Annotated in this window: 14 protein-coding genes; 9 read left to right on the top strand and 5 right to left on the bottom strand. The window is 65.7% G+C overall.

Features of this window, described 5'->3' with window-relative positions; translation table 11 throughout:
• Nucleotides 1-12 precede the first annotated feature (12 nt).
• Nucleotides 13-813, top strand: coding sequence for a hypothetical protein (locus tag AC07VL_RS02850; RefSeq protein ID WP_494804538.1), 801 nt, complete (start codon nucleotides 13-15; stop codon nucleotides 811-813).
• 6 nt (nucleotides 814-819) lie between these two features.
• Here the strand turns inward: AC07VL_RS02850 and AC07VL_RS02845 are convergent, their stop codons facing one another.
• On the bottom strand, nucleotides 820-1,338 hold the full coding sequence (locus tag AC07VL_RS02845) for a CcdC protein domain-containing protein (protein ID WP_290603063.1): 519 nt from the start codon (nucleotides 1,336-1,338) through the stop codon (nucleotides 820-822).
• Nucleotides 1,339-1,525: 187 nt separating this feature from the next.
• Between AC07VL_RS02845 and AC07VL_RS02840 the strand changes: the two genes are divergently transcribed.
• The 3 genes from AC07VL_RS02840 to AC07VL_RS02830 all read left to right on the top strand — a co-directional run bounded on the left by AC07VL_RS02840 (nucleotide 1,526) and on the right by AC07VL_RS02830 (nucleotide 4,513).
• Nucleotides 1,526-4,021: an alpha/beta hydrolase family protein gene (locus tag AC07VL_RS02840; protein WP_494804537.1), complete on the top strand. Its 2,496-nt coding sequence runs from the start codon at nucleotides 1,526-1,528 to the stop codon at nucleotides 4,019-4,021.
• 69 nt (nucleotides 4,022-4,090) lie between these two features.
• A complete protein-coding gene (locus AC07VL_RS02835; protein ID WP_494804536.1) occupies nucleotides 4,091-4,249 on the top strand; it encodes a hypothetical protein in 159 nt (52 codons plus the stop codon).
• Nucleotides 4,250-4,273: 24 nt separating this feature from the next.
• Entirely contained in the window at nucleotides 4,274-4,513 is a 240-nt protein-coding gene (locus tag AC07VL_RS02830) for a hypothetical protein (protein ID WP_086145529.1), read from the top strand.
• 112 nt (nucleotides 4,514-4,625) lie between these two features.
• On the opposite strand, the gene AC07VL_RS02825 is transcribed toward AC07VL_RS02830, so the two are convergent.
• Both AC07VL_RS02825 and AC07VL_RS02820 read right to left on the bottom strand, forming a co-directional pair.
• Nucleotides 4,626-9,056: a translocation/assembly module TamB domain-containing protein gene (locus AC07VL_RS02825; RefSeq protein ID WP_494804535.1), complete on the bottom strand. Its 4,431-nt coding sequence runs from the start codon at nucleotides 9,054-9,056 to the stop codon at nucleotides 4,626-4,628.
• Nucleotides 9,056-10,954, bottom strand: coding sequence for an autotransporter assembly complex protein TamA (locus tag AC07VL_RS02820; protein WP_494804534.1), 1,899 nt, complete (start codon nucleotides 10,952-10,954; stop codon nucleotides 9,056-9,058). The genes AC07VL_RS02825 and AC07VL_RS02820 overlap by 1 nt, the downstream gene beginning before the upstream one ends.
• Nucleotides 10,955-11,176: 222 nt before the next feature.
• Here AC07VL_RS02820 and queC point away from each other — a divergent pair, with 222 nt between their 5' ends.
• From queC to AC07VL_RS02805, 3 genes are all read left to right on the top strand, one after another.
• Complete coding sequence (gene queC / locus AC07VL_RS02815; RefSeq protein ID WP_494804533.1) at nucleotides 11,177-11,890, top strand: 7-cyano-7-deazaguanine synthase QueC; 714 nt, start codon at nucleotides 11,177-11,179, stop codon at nucleotides 11,888-11,890.
• 140 nt (nucleotides 11,891-12,030) lie between these two features.
• On the top strand, nucleotides 12,031-12,414 hold the full coding sequence (locus tag AC07VL_RS02810; RefSeq protein WP_494804532.1) for a sterol desaturase family protein: 384 nt from the start codon (nucleotides 12,031-12,033) through the stop codon (nucleotides 12,412-12,414).
• 224 nt (nucleotides 12,415-12,638) lie between these two features.
• Nucleotides 12,639-15,683 (top strand): sensor domain-containing diguanylate cyclase, encoded by a 3,045-nt coding sequence (locus tag AC07VL_RS02805; protein WP_494804531.1) that lies wholly within the window; start codon nucleotides 12,639-12,641, stop codon nucleotides 15,681-15,683.
• Here AC07VL_RS02805 and AC07VL_RS02800 read toward each other — a convergent pair whose 3' ends face one another.
• Entirely contained in the window at nucleotides 15,684-16,058 is a 375-nt protein-coding gene (locus AC07VL_RS02800; RefSeq protein WP_494804530.1) for a hypothetical protein, read from the bottom strand.
• A gap of 211 nt (nucleotides 16,059-16,269) precedes the next feature.
• Here AC07VL_RS02800 and AC07VL_RS02795 point away from each other — a divergent pair, with 211 nt between their 5' ends.
• Nucleotides 16,270-16,506, top strand: a complete 237-nt coding sequence (locus tag AC07VL_RS02795; protein ID WP_290603073.1) for a hypothetical protein — start codon at nucleotides 16,270-16,272, stop codon at nucleotides 16,504-16,506.
• Between the two features lie 78 nt (nucleotides 16,507-16,584).
• Here the strand turns inward: AC07VL_RS02795 and AC07VL_RS02790 are convergent, their stop codons facing one another.
• Nucleotides 16,585-17,220, bottom strand: coding sequence for an Npun_F0296 family exosortase-dependent surface protein (locus AC07VL_RS02790; RefSeq protein WP_494804529.1), 636 nt, complete (start codon nucleotides 17,218-17,220; stop codon nucleotides 16,585-16,587).
• A 365-nt stretch (nucleotides 17,221-17,585) separates the two neighbouring features.
• Here AC07VL_RS02790 and AC07VL_RS02785 point away from each other — a divergent pair, with 365 nt between their 5' ends.
• Nucleotides 17,586-18,098 (top strand): hypothetical protein, encoded by a 513-nt coding sequence (locus tag AC07VL_RS02785; protein WP_494804528.1) that lies wholly within the window; start codon nucleotides 17,586-17,588, stop codon nucleotides 18,096-18,098.
• Nucleotide 18,099: the final 1 nt, after the last annotated feature.

The raw sequence follows: 18,099 nt of genomic DNA, 5'->3' as shown, positions 1-18,099 counted from the left end.
AAAGACCGCGCCATGCCCACTCCGATTCTCCCCCGCCGTCTGCGTAGCCTGCTCCTGGGCGCGCTGCTTGCCGCGCCCGCCGCCTGGGCCGACAGCTATGACGATTTCCAGCAAGCCAGTGCGCGCCTGGAAGCGCTGCAAGCCCAGGCGACGCCGCAGGGCGGCCTGCCGCGCCTGGGCGACCCGGGCGTGGCAGCGCTGTTTGCCCACATCGCCGATGGCCCGCGCCTGTTCCAGGCGCCTGTCGCCGCGCTGCAGGACGTGAACCAGAGCGTGGCCGTGTGCGAAAAGGCCATGCGTTTGGGAAAAACATACTATGCGTTTGGCATGGAATGGCCGTTGCCGCTGTCCGGCGCCGAGCTGCAGCAGGCGCGCACGGCGCAGGTGATGCAGAACCTGGCCAATTATGGCGATGAGATGAGTACCTTGTTTGCTTTCAGCATGCATTGCCATGCGCACCTGATCGGCTTGATGGAGCAGGAATTCAGCGCCCAGCCGGTGGACGCGGTGAGCGGGACCGAGCGACTGCGCGCGCGGGCGTTCAGCAAGAATACGGGCGTCGCTTACGCCGGCGTGGTGCAGTTCGTGCAGGTGCCGTTCTGGAGCGTGGCGCAAAAGAAAGTCATGCTGGAGGCGGCGGCGCAGCACGCCACGGCGCATGCGGGCCTGATGGCGCCGCCCCAGCGCGAACGCCTGCTGGCCAGTCTTGCCGGCGCGGACCAGGATCTCGATCCTGCCCTGGCGCCGGCGCTGGCGACGATACGGGCGGCGCTGGCCGTGACGGCGTGCACGGGCCTGTGCCAGTACTACTGAGGCGGATTACTCGGGCGCCTGCAAGGGTTTGTTGCGCTGTCGCCAGCGTAGCAGGCCCCAGGCGTACACGCTGTAGTAGCCGATGACGAGGCCGTAGGCGGCCATGGTCAGCGCGCTCTGGCCGAATGGCGGCGGCGGCACGGGCACGTCCAGGCGCGTGTTCAGGTAGATTTCCATGCCGCGGTACAGCAGGCGGGCGATGAACAGCATGGTGATGGCCAGGCCCAGGTAGCGGTGCTGGGTAAAGAAGAAATCCTTGCCGACCTGCTCGAAGCGCGTCAGCTTCAGGCCCAGCACGCCCAGCCAGCCGCCCGCCAGCGCCGCCGCGCCCAGGCTGGACAGGGGCAGCAGCTCGAACTTCGTCGTCGTCGCCAGGAACAGCAGCAGCACGGGAAAGCCGATGGCGACCGTCCAGTGGCGCCACGGCTGCGATTTCTGGCGCGCCACCAGTTTCTTCAGGCGCGAATAGATGCGCCAGACCAGCAGCGGGACCAGGAACAGCAGGGCGAGGGTGGTGGTTTCCATGTAGGCATTCGGGGACGGGGAAAACAGCGATTGTAAGCCAGATGGGGAGCGAGGGCGTAGGGGGCGATGGCGAAAGTTGCTTATTGACATTTACATGGCATGAAAGCACTATGCCCTGTCACAAAGTCCCGCCACGAGCGGCACGGTGCGCTTCGCCACTGTTTTTCATCCACCTTTCTGGAGTGCCATGTCTACACGTTTCCCCCTGTTGCCCATCACTGTCGGCTTGCTGGCGTCGTCGTCCCTGGCCATGGCGCAAGATGGCGGCTATCAGATGCCGCCCGCGCCCCTGCAAGCCGTCGTCGATGCGCCGCGCGCGCCGACCCTGAGCCTGAGCCCGAAGCGTAACCTGGCCGCCGTGCTGCCGACGCCTTCCTTGCCCAGCATCAGCGAAGTGGCGCAGCCGGAACTGAAGCTGGCGGGCCTGCGCATCAATCCGCGCACGTATTCGGCCAGCCGCTTCAGCTTCCACACGGGACTGGGCTTGCTCGACATCGATACGCAGAAGGAAATCAAGGTCAGCGGCTTGCCGGCCGCGCCCCGCATCGCCGACCTGGCCTGGTCGCCCGACCAGCGCTACCTGGCCTTTACGCACATCGCCTTTGCCGACCCGGCCAGGGGCGTGAAGGAATCGGGCGTGGAACTGTGGCTGCTCGACGTGCAGACGAAGGCGGCGCGCAAGCTGGCCAGCTCGCCCCTGTCGACCGTGTATGGCCGCGGCTTTTCCTGGATGCCGGATAGCAAGACCCTGCTGGTGCAGCTGAAGCCGGCCAAGCTGGGCGCGGCACCCGTGGCCAGCGGCATCCCGACGGGCCCGTCCATCCAGGACAGCGTGCCCGGCGGCGGCGTCAAGCAATTGCGCACCTATCCCGACCTGCTGAAAAACGCGCAGGACGCCCAGTTGTTCGAACACTACATCACGGTGCAGCTGGCCCTGCTGGACGTGACGGGCAAGCAGCGCCTCGTGGGCCAGCCCGGCCAGTTCTCGCGCGCGTCGGCCTCGCCCGATGGCAAGCACCTGCTGACGACGAGCATCGTGCGTCCGTATTCCTATATCGTGCCGGCGCACGACTTCGGCCACAAGATCGATGTGCGCGACCTGAGCGGCAAGGTGGAACACACGGTGGCGACCCTGCCGCTGGAGGAAGGCTTGCCTCCGGGTAATGATGCCGTGTCGGCCGGCGTGCGCTCCGTCAGCTGGCGCGTCGATGCGCCAGCGACCCTGGTATGGGCCGAAGCGCAGGATGGCGGCGACCCGGCCAGGGCGGCGGAGATCCGCGACATCGTCTACATGCAGTCGGCACCGTTCACGGCCAAGCCGGCCGTGCTGGCCAGGCTGGCTTCGCGCTACGCGGGCGTGGCTTGGGGCCGCGGCGACCTGGCCCTGCTGGGCGAAGCGTGGTACAAGACGCGCGCCGTCAAGCAGTGGAAGATTGCGCCAGATCAACCCGCCACACCGGCCGACCTCGTGTACGCGGGATCGTTCGAGGACCGCTACAACGATCCGGGCCAGCCCGTCATGCGCGCGGACGCGGCCGGCCTGCCGCGCTTGCTGATCGCCGCGGACGGCTCCATCCTGCTCGACGGCCAGGGCGCCTCGAAAGAGGGCGACCGCCCCTTCATCGACCGCCTGAACCTGGCCACCAAGCAGAAGGAGCGCCTGTTCCAGAGCGCCGCGCCGTATTATGAAAACGCGGTCGCCGTGCTGGACGAGGAGGGTAGCCGTTTGCTGTCCACGCGCGAATCGCCGACCGAGCAGCCGAACTACTATGTGCGCAACCTGAAACAGCAGGGCGCGGCGCAGCTGACGGCCCTCACGCATTTCCCCCATCCGCTGCCGCAACTGAAGGACGTGCAGAAAGAGCTGATCCGCTACAAGCGCGCCGATGGCGTGGACCTGACGGCGACCCTGATGCTGCCGCCGAACTATGACGTCAAACGCGACGGTCCGCTGCCGACCCTGATGTGGGCGTATCCGCAGGAATTCAAGACGGCCAGCGCCGCCAGCCAGACCAAGGGCTCGCCGTACAAATTCAATGCCGTCAGCTACTGGGGGCCGGCTGCCTTCCTGTCCATGGGCTACGCCGTGCTCGACAACCCATCGTTCCCCATCGTCGGCAATGGCGAGCAGGAGCCGAACGACACCTACCTGCCGCAGCTGGTGGCCGATGCCGAGGCGGCCGTCGACGAAGTGGTCAAGCGGGGCGTGGCCGACCGCAACCGCATCGCCATCGGCGGCCACTCGTATGGCGCCTTCATGACGGGCAACCTGCTGGCGCACACGCGCCTGTTCCGCGCCGGCATCGCCCGCAGCGGCGCCTACAACCGCACCCTGACGCCGTTCGGCTTCCAGGCGGAAGAGCGCTCGTTCTGGCAGGCGCCCGCCGTCTACCAGGCCATGTCGCCGTTTAACTATGCGGACAAGATCAAGGATGCGCTGTTGATGATCCATGGCGAGCAGGACAACAACTCGGGCACCTTCCCCATCCAGAGCGAACGCATGTTCCAGGCCGTCAAGGGCCTGGGCGGCACGGCGCGCCTGGTGATGCTGCCGAACGAAAGCCACGCCTACCGCGCGCGCGAATCGATCATGCAGATGCTGTATGAAAGCAACAACTGGCTGGAAAAATACGTGAAGAATGCCCCGCCAGTGGCGCCGGACGTCAAGCCGGCGGCCAAATAAGGGCGGGCGCCAGGACCGCCGGCGCGCATCTCGTGGTATGGTCTTCCTTTGTCCGCAGGGAGGCCAGCCATGACCATGTTTGCCGTTGATGCCCACCGCGCGCCCGATCCGGCGCCTGTCGATGAACCCATGCCGGCACCGGAACCGCAGCAGGCGCCGGGCCACCATCCGGGACCCGTGCACCCGGTGCCGCAGGACGATCCCGTGCCGCACCCGCACCCCAGTTAATCTCGTCAAGAAAGGCTGTTTTAGATGACAATTGTCAAGGAAGTCTACACACGCAAAGTCAGCGGAGAAACGTTCGACTATGAGCTCGACTATACACAAGGCGCGGACGTCGCCTGGATCGCGCGCGTGTACCACGATGGCGTGCTGAAGGGCTCGCCGCACGGCGCGCTGACGGCCAACGTGCTGTCCGGCCCCGCGCTGGAACAGTATTTGCGCGCCTACGTCGAAGGCATGATCGAGCGGGGCCTCGACGTGGCCGAATAAGCTGTTTGCGGTAGGACAAAGAAAAGGGCGCCGTGGCGCCCTTTGTGTTTTTCGCTTGCTTTGATCAATCAATGCATCAATCAATGCATCAATCAATGCATCAATCAATGCATCAATCAAACGCCCAGGTGTAAAGGACGTCCAGGGCATTGTTCGTGCCGGTCTGGAACTGCAGGGTGATGCGGCGGTTCAGCTTGTAGCGCAGCTTGACCAGGCTCGTCGCCGTGCTCGTGCCCTGCTCGAACGTCAGGTAGGCGCGCGAGGACAGGCGCTTGCCGACGGTGACGACCGTGCTTTCCAGTCCCTGCGCCTGCGACAGGCCCACTTCGTCCAGGCCCAGCGAATTGGCCAGCTTGCCCTGCAAGCCGCCGCCGGAGCCGCCGAAGAGGGCGCCCGCCGCCGTGGTGAGCAAGGCCATTTCATCGCCGGCCGCCGATTCCGCGCCATGGCCGAGGATCAGCCAGGCCAGCTTGTCGCTGTCCGACACGCTCGGCGTGGACACCAGCTTGGCCGTCGGCGCCTGCGCCGTGCCGCGCACTTCCACGCCCGCTTCCACGTTTGTTTCCGACAGCGCTTCGCCTTCCGGACGCTTGCGCACGGCCAGGATGTTCAGCGATGGATTGTCGTAGGCGCCCGTGAAGGCGATCAGGCCCCGTTCGATCGACAGCTTCTGCCCGTAGGCCGCATACTGGCCGTTGCTCACTTTGATGCTGCCCGTCACGCGCGGCGCGGCGCGGTTGATGACCCTGGCGCGCACATTGCCCGCCAGGTCGGCATCGAGCCCCATGCCGCGCAGGTGGAAGGCGTTGCCCAGGTCAAATTCCAGGTCGATATTCAGGGGCAGCGACGGCGCTTCCTTGCTGCCCTTGACCTCCTTGCCCAGCACCACCACGTCGTTGCTTTGCGTGGGCGTATCCTGCGGCGCCAGTTCGATCAGGGCGCGGTTGGCCTTGAATTTGCCCTCGAAGCTGAAGCGCTTGTCGTTGCGCACCAGGGTGCTGTTGCCTGACAGCACCAAGGTGCGGTCGGGGCGCGACAGCGCCTGCAGGCGGTCGGCCATCAGCTTCAGCTCCAGGCTCGCTTCGCCATTCGCAAAGCGTACCCAGCCATCGGCCTGCACCTTGCCGTCGCCACCGTCAAAGCTCAGGCGCTGCAGTTGCAGCTGGTCGCCGGCCAGCTTGGCTTGCAGCACGCCATTGCGCAATTTCAAGCCCTGGTCGGCCCAGTTCACCAGCAGCTTGCTGCCGTTGATGTCGCCATTCAATTGCGGCGCGCCGATGGTGCCGCTGCCGGACAGGGCCACCTTCAGGGCACCGCCCAGCTCCAGGCCAGGCTGGCCCGTCAGCGGCGCCAGCCATGCCAGCGAATCGACGTTGGTCGTGCCCGTCAGGGAGAGGGCGCTGTCATTGCTGATGCGCCCGCCCAGCATTTGCACCGTGGCGTTGATATCGCTCTGGCCCGCGCGCGCGCCATCGAGTTTCACGGCCAGGCGCAATTGCTGGTTGGCCACGTCGATGCGCGCATCGAGGGTGCGCAAGCCCAGCGCCAGCGGCTGCTCCACGCCCACCGTCACGTCGCCTTTTTCGCGGTAGACGTGCAGCATGCCGGCCAGGGCCGGGTCTTTCTGTTTCGCCGTCGGCACCTGCATGTCGAGCGACCATTGCGCGCCCAGGGTCAGGTCGCTGCGCGCATTGGCCTGCAGCGACGGGATCACTTGCGCCAGGTAGGTCAGCGCCACGCCGGCCGCCTGGCCGGAACTGGTCCAGCGGGGACCGTTCTTGACGAGGCTTTGCATGGTGATACTGCCCGCTGGCAATTTGATGACGGTGTTACCCACGCTGATCTGCTCGGGCTGGCCCAGGCCCGCCACGCCGCTGCCGGCGGGCCCGGCCACCTTGACGGGCACGGGCGCCTGCAGCACGAGCGCATAGCGGCCCTTGTTTTGCAGGCTGTCGATGCTGCCCGTCCAGGCGGCGCCGCTCTGGCTGCCCTTGACTTGCACGCTGGCATCGAAATCGTCATTGCGCGCCGCCAGGTTGACCGTGTGGCTGCCGCGCGTGCCGGAGGTACTCAGGCGGGCGCTGGCCAGCTTGAAGGTGGGCGTGCTGTAGCCCGCGATCTCCAGGCTGCTGACCATGGGGTCGAGCGCGCCCTGGCCGGCGCCCACGCTCGCGCTGCCCTTGATCGACTTCAATTGCTGGTCGCCAAAGAAGGTCAGGTCGCGGCCATCAAGGCTCAGCTGTGCGGCGGGCGCGTCCATCTTGCCGCTGACGCTACCCGACGCCTGCAGCACGCCGGCAAACTTGGGACCGAGGGTCGACATTTGCGGCGCATCGAGTTTCCACGTCAGCTTGTCCGTGGCGCCGCCCAGCGCGCCCTTCGCTTGCAGGCTGTTCGGCCCCAGGCGCAGTTCCGTATCCACGCTGTCGATGCGTTTTGCGTTGGCCGACAGCTTGGCGTAGCCGGCCAGCGGCGCGTTTTGCAGGGTCGATTCGCGCAAGCCCAGGTTCAGGGCCACTTGCCAGTCGCTCGTCAGGCGGCCGCTGCCGGTGAAATCCGCATTCACGTTACCGCTTGGCAGGGAAGCGCCGAAGGCGGCCGGGTTGATCTTTTGCAAGGAACCCGCCAGTTTCAATTCCGCTTCCTTCTTCGGTCCCGTCAAACCCACTTCGCCGCTGGCGTGGATGGCGCTGTCCGGTGCGGGACGCTTGCCGCTGGTCAAACCTAGTCCTTTCGCATCGGCAACGAAGGTCGTGCGCGGCTGCTGCATCGTGCCCTGCACGACGCCGCTGGCCAGCACGCTGCCCAGCAGGTCGGCCTGTACGGCGGACAGTTGCCGCGCATCGACGTTCCAGTTGAGTTTTTCGCCGGCGCCGCCAAAGTTGCCCTTGGCCGTAGCGTTGTTCTTGCCCAGCGCCAGCTGCACGTCGATGCCGCTGAAGTGGGCCGCATCGGCCGTCAGCTTACCCTTGCCGGACAAGGGCTGGTCGAGCAGTTTGCTGGGGCGCACGGTGAAGTCCGCATTCGCCAGCCAGGCCGGCGCCACGTGGCCGTTGGCGCGCACGTCGAGATTCAGGTCGGCCACGGGGAAGGCGCCGAAGTCGGCGGGATTGAGGCGGCTGGCATTGGCCACGGCCTTGAATTCCTGCGCGTCCTTGAGGCTGATCTGGCCCGTCGCGCTGACGTTGCTCTTGCCTGCTTGCAAGGTGGCCTTGCGCAGTTGCACGAGGGAATCGGCGAGGGTGGCTTCCACGTCCAGGCGCAGCTTGGCTTCGCCCAGCTTGGCGCGCAGGGTCTGTGTCTTGCCGTCGCTGTCGAGCACGATATCGCCGACGATCTTGGTGCTGTTGATGCTGCTGTAGATGTGCTGCAGGTCGATCTTGTCCGTGTGCAAGGTCAATTGCGCATTGCCGATGGCTGCGTCGGCCGCGTCGCGGTTGAGCTTGCCGCTGCCCGTGAACTTGCCCGCATTGCCGAAATCGATAAGGGCCGATTCCAAGGTCGTCGCCGTCAGGGTGCCGCCCAGGCGCGCCTCGAACTGGCGCAGGGGCAGCTTTTGCTGGTCGATGGGGCCAGGCGTGGCGCGGTTGAGGATGGCCAGCTTGCCCGACACGGTCTGCGCGTTGGGCCGCGTGTCGATGGCGGCGTCCAGTTCCAGGCTCAGGTCCGCCTGCGGCAGGGTTGCATCGAACTTGCCCGGATTGATGTTGCGGCCGCGGATGCTGGCCGAGTGCAGGATGATGACGGGGTCGAACGGCGCCAGCGCCAGCTGGGCGTCGGCCGTGGCCGCGCCCGCGCTGCCCTTGGCCGTGACGTTGAGCACCTTCAGGTCGCCACCGAGCTGCAGATTCAAGGCGGCGGGTTTTTCGCCGGCCGCCGGGTTGATCTGCGTCAAGCCCGCCTTGCCTGACAGTTTGAACGGCTGCGTGGCGGCAATCGTCGCGCTGGCCGTGGCCTGGCCGAAGGGCGTCAGGGCGGAGGCGTTTTCCAGCTGCCATTGCGTCTTGTCGCCGGACAGGGTGAAGTGGATTTTCTCAAATACCGTGTTGCCGCCCGCGCTGACGAGCGTCACCTTGTCCAGGCGCGCATCGCTGATGCCCACCTTGAACGGCGAAGCCAGGCTGGCGGGCATGGTCGACGGTTCCTCGGACGGCGCTAGGCTTTCCACGGCCAGGCTGGCCACGTGCAGTTCGCTGATGGCAATGCCTTCCGAGAAGAACTGGAATGGCGACCAGTTGATGTCGATGTTGTCGGCCGTGATGTGCTGCGTCTTGCTGCGGTAGCTGACGTGGCCCAGGTGCATGCGGTTGTAGAGCGAGCCGGACACGCCCGACACCGCGATGTCGCCGCCGCTGGCGCTGGCCACTTTCTGCACCAGCATCTGCAAGGTCGATTCGCGGCCCAGGAACCAGAAGGCGGCGCCCAGCAGCACGGCCAGGCTGGCGACGGCGATCAGCACGTAGCGCACCCAGCGGCGCGGTGGTTTCGCCGGCGGCGCCGGTGGCGGCGCGGCGGTGGGGGACTCGGTAGTAATATCGGACATCAGAAAGTGAATCCCAGGGAAAAGTGCAGACGGAATTTGTGGACGGCGTGGCCATATGCCACGTCGACGTTGATGGGGCCGACGGGGCTCTTGTAGCGTCCGCCCAGGCCGTAGCCCGATTTCGGCGTCATGGCCGCCTTCACCGTGTCGGCCGAGTTGCCGGCGTCATAGAAGGCGGCGATCGCCCATTTCGGCTTGAACCAGTACTGGTATTCGGCGCTGCCGGTGAGCATGTAGCGTCCGCCGACGGTGGCGTCGCCTTCCTTCACGCCCAGTTCCTGGTAGCCATAGCCGCGCACCGACTGGTCGCCGCCCGCGCGGAACAGGTAGACGGCGGGCACGCCTTTTTTCTCTTTCGAGCCCAGCGCGCCCATTTCGCCGCGCAGGATCACTTCGCCTTTTTCGCCCAGCGGGTGATACCAGACGACCTTGCCGGCCACGCGCACGAAGCGCTCGTCCGTCAGCACGGGCAGCAGGGCGCCGCCCACCTGGGCGTTGATGACATAGCCCCTGGTGGGGAAGAGCAGGCTGTCGAGGTCGCGCTTGGTGATGGCATAGGTCAGCGGCAAGCTCTTGCTGCGCGTCTGTTCCAGGCCCACGACGGTCTTGTCCTCGCTGAGGAATTCGAACGTCAGGCTGCGTTCCAGGTTGGTGCCGCCCCAGTTGCGCTTCACGGAGACGCTGGAGACGGCCGTGATTTCGTTGGAAATGTCGCTGCGCTCGAACGAGGCGCCCGCGCTGTCGTTGTAGCCGCGCTCGGTGGTGGGGAAATAGAAGTTGGCGTGTGCCGCCTGTTTCTTCGTTTCCATGGTGATGGCGCTCTTGAAGCGCGTGCCCCACACGTTCAGGTTGTCATAGTTGAGCTGGGCACGATTCCCCGTATTCGTACTGAAACCGAGACCGGCGCTGACGTTCTGCTGCTTGTTTTCCGTCACGCGCACGACCAGCGGCAGCAGCGGCGCGGGACCCCGGTTGACGGGCTTGGCCACGGGGGCCGCGCCCTCGGCCTCGGCCGCCTGGGTTTCCTGGCCCGCCTCGATCTGTTCGCTGAGGATGCTGCTCATGTCGGCGCTCACTTCCACGCTGGCAAAGTAGCCCGTGTCCTGCAGGCGCGCCTGGAACGATTGCAGCGCCGATTCGCTGTAGTAGTCGCCGGGGCGGATCTTGTCCAGATTGCGGATGATGCTTTCAGGATAGCGTTGCAAGCCTTCGATGCGCAGCTCGCCAAAGCGCAGCTCGGGACCGCTGTCGAGCACCACCATCAGGGAAACCTTGTGCGTTTCGGGGTCGACCACGGCTTGCGTGTCGACCAGCTGGGCGCGCGGATAGCGCGTCTGCACCACTTCGCGCAGCAGGGCGCGCTTGGCGGATTCCCATTCCGCCTGGCGAAACACGCTGCCCGTCTTCAAGGACCAGTTGCGCTTGAGCGCTTCCGTGTCATACGGTTCGCTTGCCGCCAGCGGCGGCGTGGGGTCGAAGCCGCGCAGTTCCAGCTCGACCTGGCCGACCGTCACGGGTTCGCCCGGGTCGACGTCGACGATGACGACGGGTTTGGCGCCCGTCGCATCGAGGCGCACGGTGACGGTGGGCGTGTAGTAGCCGGCCGTGGCGACGAGGTTTTTGACTTGCTCAGGAGCATCGCGCACGAGGCGCTGCAATTGCTCGCGGTCCATGCGGGGATTGCCGCGGAAGCGTTCCAGGTCGAGGTTTTTTTCCAGTAACTCATCGAGGTCGCCCGGCGCGTTGACTTTCACCTCGTATTGCAGCGGGGCCGGTGCCGCTTCCGTGGCGGCGCTGCTGTCGGCCGCGGCGTCTTGCGTGCCCTCCTGGGCATGGGCGTGGGCGATGGGGAAGACCAGGATGACGCTGCCGGCGGCCGCCAGTGTCAGTTGACCCATTACTTTTACCACCACTTGTGCCAAAATTCGTGGTCGTAGCGCCTTGCCGGCGGCTGTGTGCCGTATAGGTCGTGCAGAAAACATGGTGCTCCAGATGAGTAAATGCTGACTGCATGTTACCGGAATAGGTAAATTGATGGCGGACGAATAAGTATTATTAGCGTACAGAATCTCGTTTCCCCGCGCACTCAACAACAGAATAAAATTGAAAAGAAAGAAATTATGCTAGCAACTGACTCCGCACTGGTGCTCTTTAGCGGTGGGCAAGATTCCACCACCTGCCTGGCCTGGGCCCTGAAGCACTATAGCCGCGTGGAAACGATTGGCTTCGACTATGGCCAGCGCCATGCGATCGAGCTGACCGTGCGTCCCGGCGTGCTCGAGCAGATGCGCCAGCAGTCGCCCGAGTGGGACAGCCGCCTCGGTCCTGACCACATGATAGACCTGTCCCTGATTTCCGCCATTTCCGATACGGCCATGACGCAGAACGTCGAGATCGTCATGCAGGAAAATGGCTTGCCGAACACGTTTGTTCCTGGACGCAACTTGCTGTTCATGACGGTGGCGGCCAGCGTGGCCTACCGCCGCGGCCTGACGGTGCTCGTCGGCGGCATGTGCGAGACGGATTTCTCCGGCTACCCCGATTGCCGCGACGACACGATGAAGGCCCTGCAAGTGGCCCTGAACCTGGGCATGAACACGCGCTTGAAGCTGGAAACGCCGCTGATGTGGCTGGACAAGGCGCAAAGCTGGGACCTGGCGGAAGACCTGGGCGGCCAGCCTCTGGTCGACCTGATCCGCAGCGGCACGCATACGTGCTACCTGGGCGAGCGGGGCGAACTGCACGACTGGGGCTATGGCTGCGGCACCTGCCCCGCCTGCGCCCTGCGCGCCAACGGCTACCAGCAGTACGCGGCGAGGAAGGCCGCAAAATAAGCAAGTCGCAGTAGGTTGCGCCGTTTCTTCAAGCGGCGCGGCAGGGGGCCGGGCCATGCTGTGGTTTTTGTCACAGGAGAGCCTTGCCATGACATCCCTCTTTGCCGCGCTGTACGGCCCCGTCTTCCGGGCCGGCTTCCTTGGCACCGCCAGCAACGCTGGTGGCGGCGTGCCAGCTGTTCCTGTGGGGCTTGCCGCCCTTGCTGGCCGAGCGCTACCTGCCGTATGACGGCGACGGGAACGCGGGCCACGGCGACGGCGCGCGCGACGTCCTGCACGCGCTCGTCAACGCGGCGCTGTACCTGCCGGGCCTGGCCATCCGTCCCCTCCCGGCCAGGCACCTTGCGCTGGGGCCATTCTGGCCCGCGCAGCTGCCGTTCTGGGGCCAGCTGCTGCTGGCCATCCTTATTGCCGGCTGCGGCATCACCCTCGTGCATTACCTGAGCCACCGTTATTATTTTCTGTGGAAACTGCATGCCGTGCACCACAGCGTGCGAAGGCGGACATGCGGCACTCCTTCATGATGGTCGCGCGGCGATCCTATCAGGGCATGCGCGGTGGTTGCCAAGGCATCGAATTTTCCCGCAGCACAGATAATTGCATTCATGAAATATGTGGTCTTTTTAACACAAAATCCGCCATTGCATGCCTGCCCGCTGTAACGTACTATCATTCTCATCGGCTACCGATGGTAGTCATGCAAGCCCGCTGCCAGCCTGCGGTCCCGAAGTAGTTTGATGAGCCCGTCATGCATACACGCGCGTCCTCGTCGTGGTTTTCCCGGCCCGTATCGGACTGGGTGGGGCCGCGCCTGTTTACGGCGCTGGTGCTGGCCCTGTGCCTGGGACTGACGTATGGCGCCTGGCGCAATGCGGACGATGCCAGCGAGCAGCAGGTGCAGGCCGATTTCGATTTCCGCGTGCGCGAGCTGGTGGGCAGCATCGTGGGGCGCATGCAGACGTATATCCAGGTGCTGCACGGCGTGCAGGGCCTGTATGCCAGTTCGCACGATGTCACGCGCAGCGAATTCCATGCCTATCTGGCGGTGCAGCAGGTGGACCGGCATTTCCCCGGCATCCACGGCATCGGCTACCTGCCGCTGCTGCCCGGCACCGAGCGCGCGCGGCACGAGGCGCAGGTGCGCGCGCAAGGCTATCCCGGCTATGCCATCCGCCCGCCCGGCCAGCGCGCCTGGCATGCGCCCATCACCTACCTGGAACCGCTGAGCGACAGCAACCTGCTGGCGTTTGGCTACGACCTCTGGTCCGAAGCCGTGCGCCGCGCGGCGCTGGAGCGGGCGCGCGACACGGGCCAGGCCGCCATGACGGGCAAGATCCGCCTGGTGCAGGATGCCGGCAGCGGCGACGCCTATGGTTTCCTCGTCGTGCTGCCCGTGTATGACAATGGCTTGCCGCATGCCAGCGTGGAGCAGCGCCGCGCCGCCTTGCGCGCCTGGGTCTTTGCGCCCTTTCGCATGGGCGACCTGATGGCGGGCGTGGGTGGCGAGGCATCGCGCCAGCTGGACCTGGAAATCTACGACGGCGCCCAGGTGGCCGAGGCGGCCCTGATGTACGACAGCTTGCCGGGCAGCCAGTCGGCGGGGGCCTCGGCCACCTTGGCGTCGCAGCAGAGCATCAGCATCGCCGGCCACGCCTGGACCTTGCGCGTGCGCGCCATGCCCGGCTTCGATGGCGAGCTGCTGGCGCGGCCGCTGGCGGTGGCCTGGACGGGCGTGCTGGTGAGCCTGGCGCTGGCCCTGGCGGCATGGCTGCTGGCGGCCAGCCGTGCCCGCGCCCAAGCGGCGCTGGCGCGCGCGAGCGAACTGGCGGGCCAGCTGGAGCAGGGGCAGGCCAGCGTGCTGGCGATGGCCACGGCGGCCCAGCGCAGCCAGGCCATGCTGCGCAACATCCTCGATTCCACCATCGACGGCATCCTGGTCGACAACATCGAAGGGCGCATCTTCACGTCGAACCGGCGCTTCCGCGACCTGTGGCAGGTGCCCGATGCGCTCGACTGGCAAGCCGACGGCGAGGCGCTCGTGCGCCACGTGGCAAGCCAGCTGGAGCAGGCGGCGCCTTTCCTCGTGGCCCGCGCCCACGCGCCCCACGGCCACCGCGAGCGGCGCGACGTGCTGCACCTGCGCGATGGCCGGGTGATCGAGCAGTACGTGCGCAGCATGCAACTGGGCAATGAGCAGGCGCGGCTGTGGACCTTCCGCGACATCAGCGAGCGCAGCCAGATGGAGCGGCGCGAGCACACGCGGCGGCAGGTGCTGGAAATGCTGGCCACGGGCGCGCCGCTCGAGCGCGTGCTGGAAAGCGTGGTGCTCAGCGTGCAGGCTGATCATCCTGCCATGCTGTGCAGCATCCTGCTGCTCGACGAACAGCGCCACCGCCTGGTGCTGGGCGCCGCGCCGGGCCTGCCCGCGTTTTTCAACCTGTCCAGCCATGGCCACGACCTCGACGCCCTGCAGGGCGTGCACGGTATCGCGGCGCAAGCCCTGCGCGGCGGCCAGCGCGTCATCGTTGCCGACCTGCATGCCGATGCGCAGGCGCAGGGCACGATGGAACTGGCGTGGCGGGCCCAGCTGCAGTCGTGCTGGGCCGAACCCGTGCGGGGCGGCTCGGGCAAGCTGCTCGGCGTGCTGATGGCGTACCACCGCCAGCCCGCGCTGCCCAGCGCGGCGCACCTGGCGCGCCTGGGCGAGGCGGCGCACCTGGCCGGCATGGCCATCGAGCAGGCGCAGGTGGCGCTGGCGCTGCGTGCCGGCGAAGCGCGTTTCCGCAGCTTGTACGACCACGCGCCGGTGGCCCTGTGGGAACAGGACTGGTCGGCCGTGCGCGCCGCCCTCGATATCCTGGAGCAGAAAGACGTGGGCGACCTGGCCGCCTGGCTGCAAGCCCATCCGGAGGAATTGAAGGCGCTGGCGGGCAAGGTGCGCATCATCGACGCGAATGGCGCGGCGCTGGCGCAGGTGCGCGCCACCGACGAGGACCAGCGCCGTGGCGCCCTGAGCCTGGCGCAGAATTTCGACGATCCTGCCTTGCCCCGCTTTGGCGACGCCCTGCTGGCGCTGGCCCGCGGCGCCCACCTGTACGAATGCGAAAGCAGCTTCGTGCGCCTCGATGGCGCGGCGCGGCAAAATGAGCTGAGCCTGCTGGTCATGCCCGGTCATGCGGACAGCCTGGATTTCATCATGGTGTCCTCGTTCGACATCACCGAGCGCAAGCGCATGAATGCGGAACTGCTGCAGCTGGCCACCACGGATTTCCTGACGGGACTGCCGAACCGGCGCCAGTTCATGGCGGCGCTGGAAAACGAGCATGCAAGGCTGCAGCGCGAGCTGGCCAGCTGCGCCAGCGTACTGATGCTCGATATCGATCACTTCAAGCGCGTCAACGACGACCATGGCCATGCCGTGGGCGATGCCGTGCTGCGCCACCTGGGCGCGCTGATGTGCCAGGCGCTGCGCAAGGTCGACGTGCCGGGCCGCGTGGGAGGCGAGGAATTCGCCATCTTGCTGCCAGGCACGGACCTGGGCGCGGCCGCCGTGTTTGCCGAGCGCCTGCGCCGGCGCGTGGCGGAAAGTGCGCTGACCACCGATGGCGGCATCCTGATCACCATCACGGTGAGCATCGGCATGGCCGCCATGGCCGGCACGGATGCCGATTGCGACGCCGTGCTGGCGCGGGCCGATGAAGCGCTGTACCGCGCCAAGCGGGGCGGGCGCAACCGCATCGAGCAGAATGACGGCGGCAGCGACGGCGTGCTCAGCAAGTTCATGGCCCAGTGATTACAGGCTCTGCTGGCGGGCTTGCGCCTGCTTGCGGTTGCGGCTGACGAACCACCAGACGATGGCGACGGGAATCAACAGCGGCAGCAGCACGGGCGTGCTCAGCGCCAGCGCCAGCACCACGCACAAGGCCACGACGGCGAGCAGCACCACGCCCACGCCGGCCAGCACGACGCTCGTGAAGACGGCAGCGCACACGAGGGCGATGGCGGCGATCAGCAGGCCGCCGCCGGCAAACACCAGGCCGAACAGCCACTCCAGCGGACCGTCGACGTCATCGCCATGGAAGTGCATGTGCATGTCCGTGGCGCCGATCTTGTCGAGGAACAGGCAGGCCAGCATGAGAATGAGGGCGAAGGTGAGTAATTTTTTCATGGTAAGCCTCTGTGGATGGGTGACTGGATGTGGCATGGTCACACTGTAGCGGCGTGCCAGGCCCGTCGCCAGCGGCGTGCGACAGGCTGTCATTTTCACGGTATGGAAGGTCAATGCGGGCAGCGAATGCTGATCTGGAACAAGATTTCTTTTCTTGTAATACGCGCAGGCCGACCTATACTGAACACCTCAGTCTCGCAAGGAGGGCAACATGCTTTTGTTTGCAGATACCGGGGATCAATCGCTATCCCTTTTCCACCATCGAACCACGCGCCAGCGTAGCGCCCCGCAGTCTTGCGCCGAGCCCGTCGGCGCGCCATCGGCGATTCCACCGATCATCATCAATCCCTTCAACTACCATGCGCCACTGCCCGCCATCGACCCGCGCTGGGTACCGCCCGGTCCGCCGCTGACCTGGCCCAACCGGCCCGCCATGTCCATGTGTTGACGGCACCGGCAGACGGCAACTGCCTGGCCTGGCCGTGAAAAAGCCCGCAACGCGGGCTTTTGCCAGTGCCTGCCCGCGTCAGGAGGATTTGCGGCGCAGCATGAAACCCAGCAGGCCCAGGCCGGCCAGCAGCATGGCATAGGTTTCCGGCTCCGGCACGGCGGCGATGAAGGCGTGGTTATCCGTCTCGAAGGCGTTCTGTGTGGAGCTGAAGGCAACCGAGGTGATCTTGCTGCCGGCGCCGGCGAAGGCATTCACGTACAGGCCCACGGACTGATTGCCGTTGGCGGCATCGCCGGCCAGCGCCGCCAGCTGCGTGCCCGTCAGCGTGGTCGAGCTGTGGTCGGCAAAGGTGTAGGTCACGCTGTTGTACGTGTCCGGCGAACCCATGTAGAAGCCGAAATAGCTCAAGCCGCTACTGAAATTGGCGGTCACGGGCGAGTGCTGGTCGGAAGAAATGCCTGCCGACAAATACTTGCTCGTATCGCCAGGAGGCGCGGCATGGTTGCCGTCCGTGCCGGTGAACAGCGCGCCATCGATGTAGTTGGCGGGCAGCACGCCGCTGTTGAAATCGATCGTGGTGGCGCCTGCAACGGATGTCACCAGCCCTTCGCCGGCCAGGGCCGTGCCGCCCGCCGTAAACGTGGGGATGGCGCTGGCGCTGCCGGCGGCGGCAGCGAGCGTCGCGCAAGCCAGTGTGGACAAGATTTTCATGTTTATTCCCTCAAAGATATATAGGTGTACGCAGCTGTGTTGGTCAGGACAGGCAGAAGTGCTTGGCGTGGCGATGCAAGGCGGCGTGCGGGGATGAGGGGCGTCGCGGAGGGAAAAATTTCTTGTGGCCAAGCATTACTAAATGCAACTTTTGAATATAAAAAATGCAATTCAGATTGCAAAATAATAATAGTCGTAGTTGAGCAATATCAAAGCCCGATCGCTAGAATAAAGCCACTAATTTGCGTCCTTGCCTTCTTGCCCGGATCGACTATGGCAGTGGCCGCTTTCGCGTGCGCCAGGGCGGCACGGACGGGCGTTTTCGACTATCATGCTAGCCCCGACCTACCATCACGAGCACCGCCATGAGTACCGATTTCCCCGATTTTTCCGACGAAGCTGCCGAGCAGGACAATGACGCGCCCATCCAGGAGCCGCGCCTGTGGGTGGGCAATGGCTGGACGGCACGCGTGATCAAGAACGAGGAAGATGAAGGCTGGGCCGTGGCCATGATCAAGGATGGCGAACCGGAGCCGGCCCTCGTGGGGCCGTGGACCATGGGCCGCGACAAGAAAAACCCCAAGCCGCTCGACGTCAACGCTTTCAATACGCTCGTCAAGACGGCGTCCGAAGTGCTGCGCCGCCACGAGCAGCAGCTGCATGCGCAATTGCACAAGAATGTGTTCGTCGCCACCGACGAGGGGCAGATCAAGGTGATGTTCGACATCGTGCCCGACGAAGACCACCCGTACGCGGAACTGAGCGCCTACGACGCCGACGGCGAACAGATCGCCAAGGTGCGCACCTCGGCCGCCTTCAAGTTCAACGCCACGGCGGCGGCGAACTGGATCGAAGGCGGCTACCGCCGGCCGGGTTAAG

The sequence above is a fragment of the Janthinobacterium sp. GW821-FHT03C08 genome, assembly GCF_059420905.1.
Note: the sequence above shows the minus strand (reverse complement) of the source record. Positions and strands in the feature narration are given on the sequence as shown.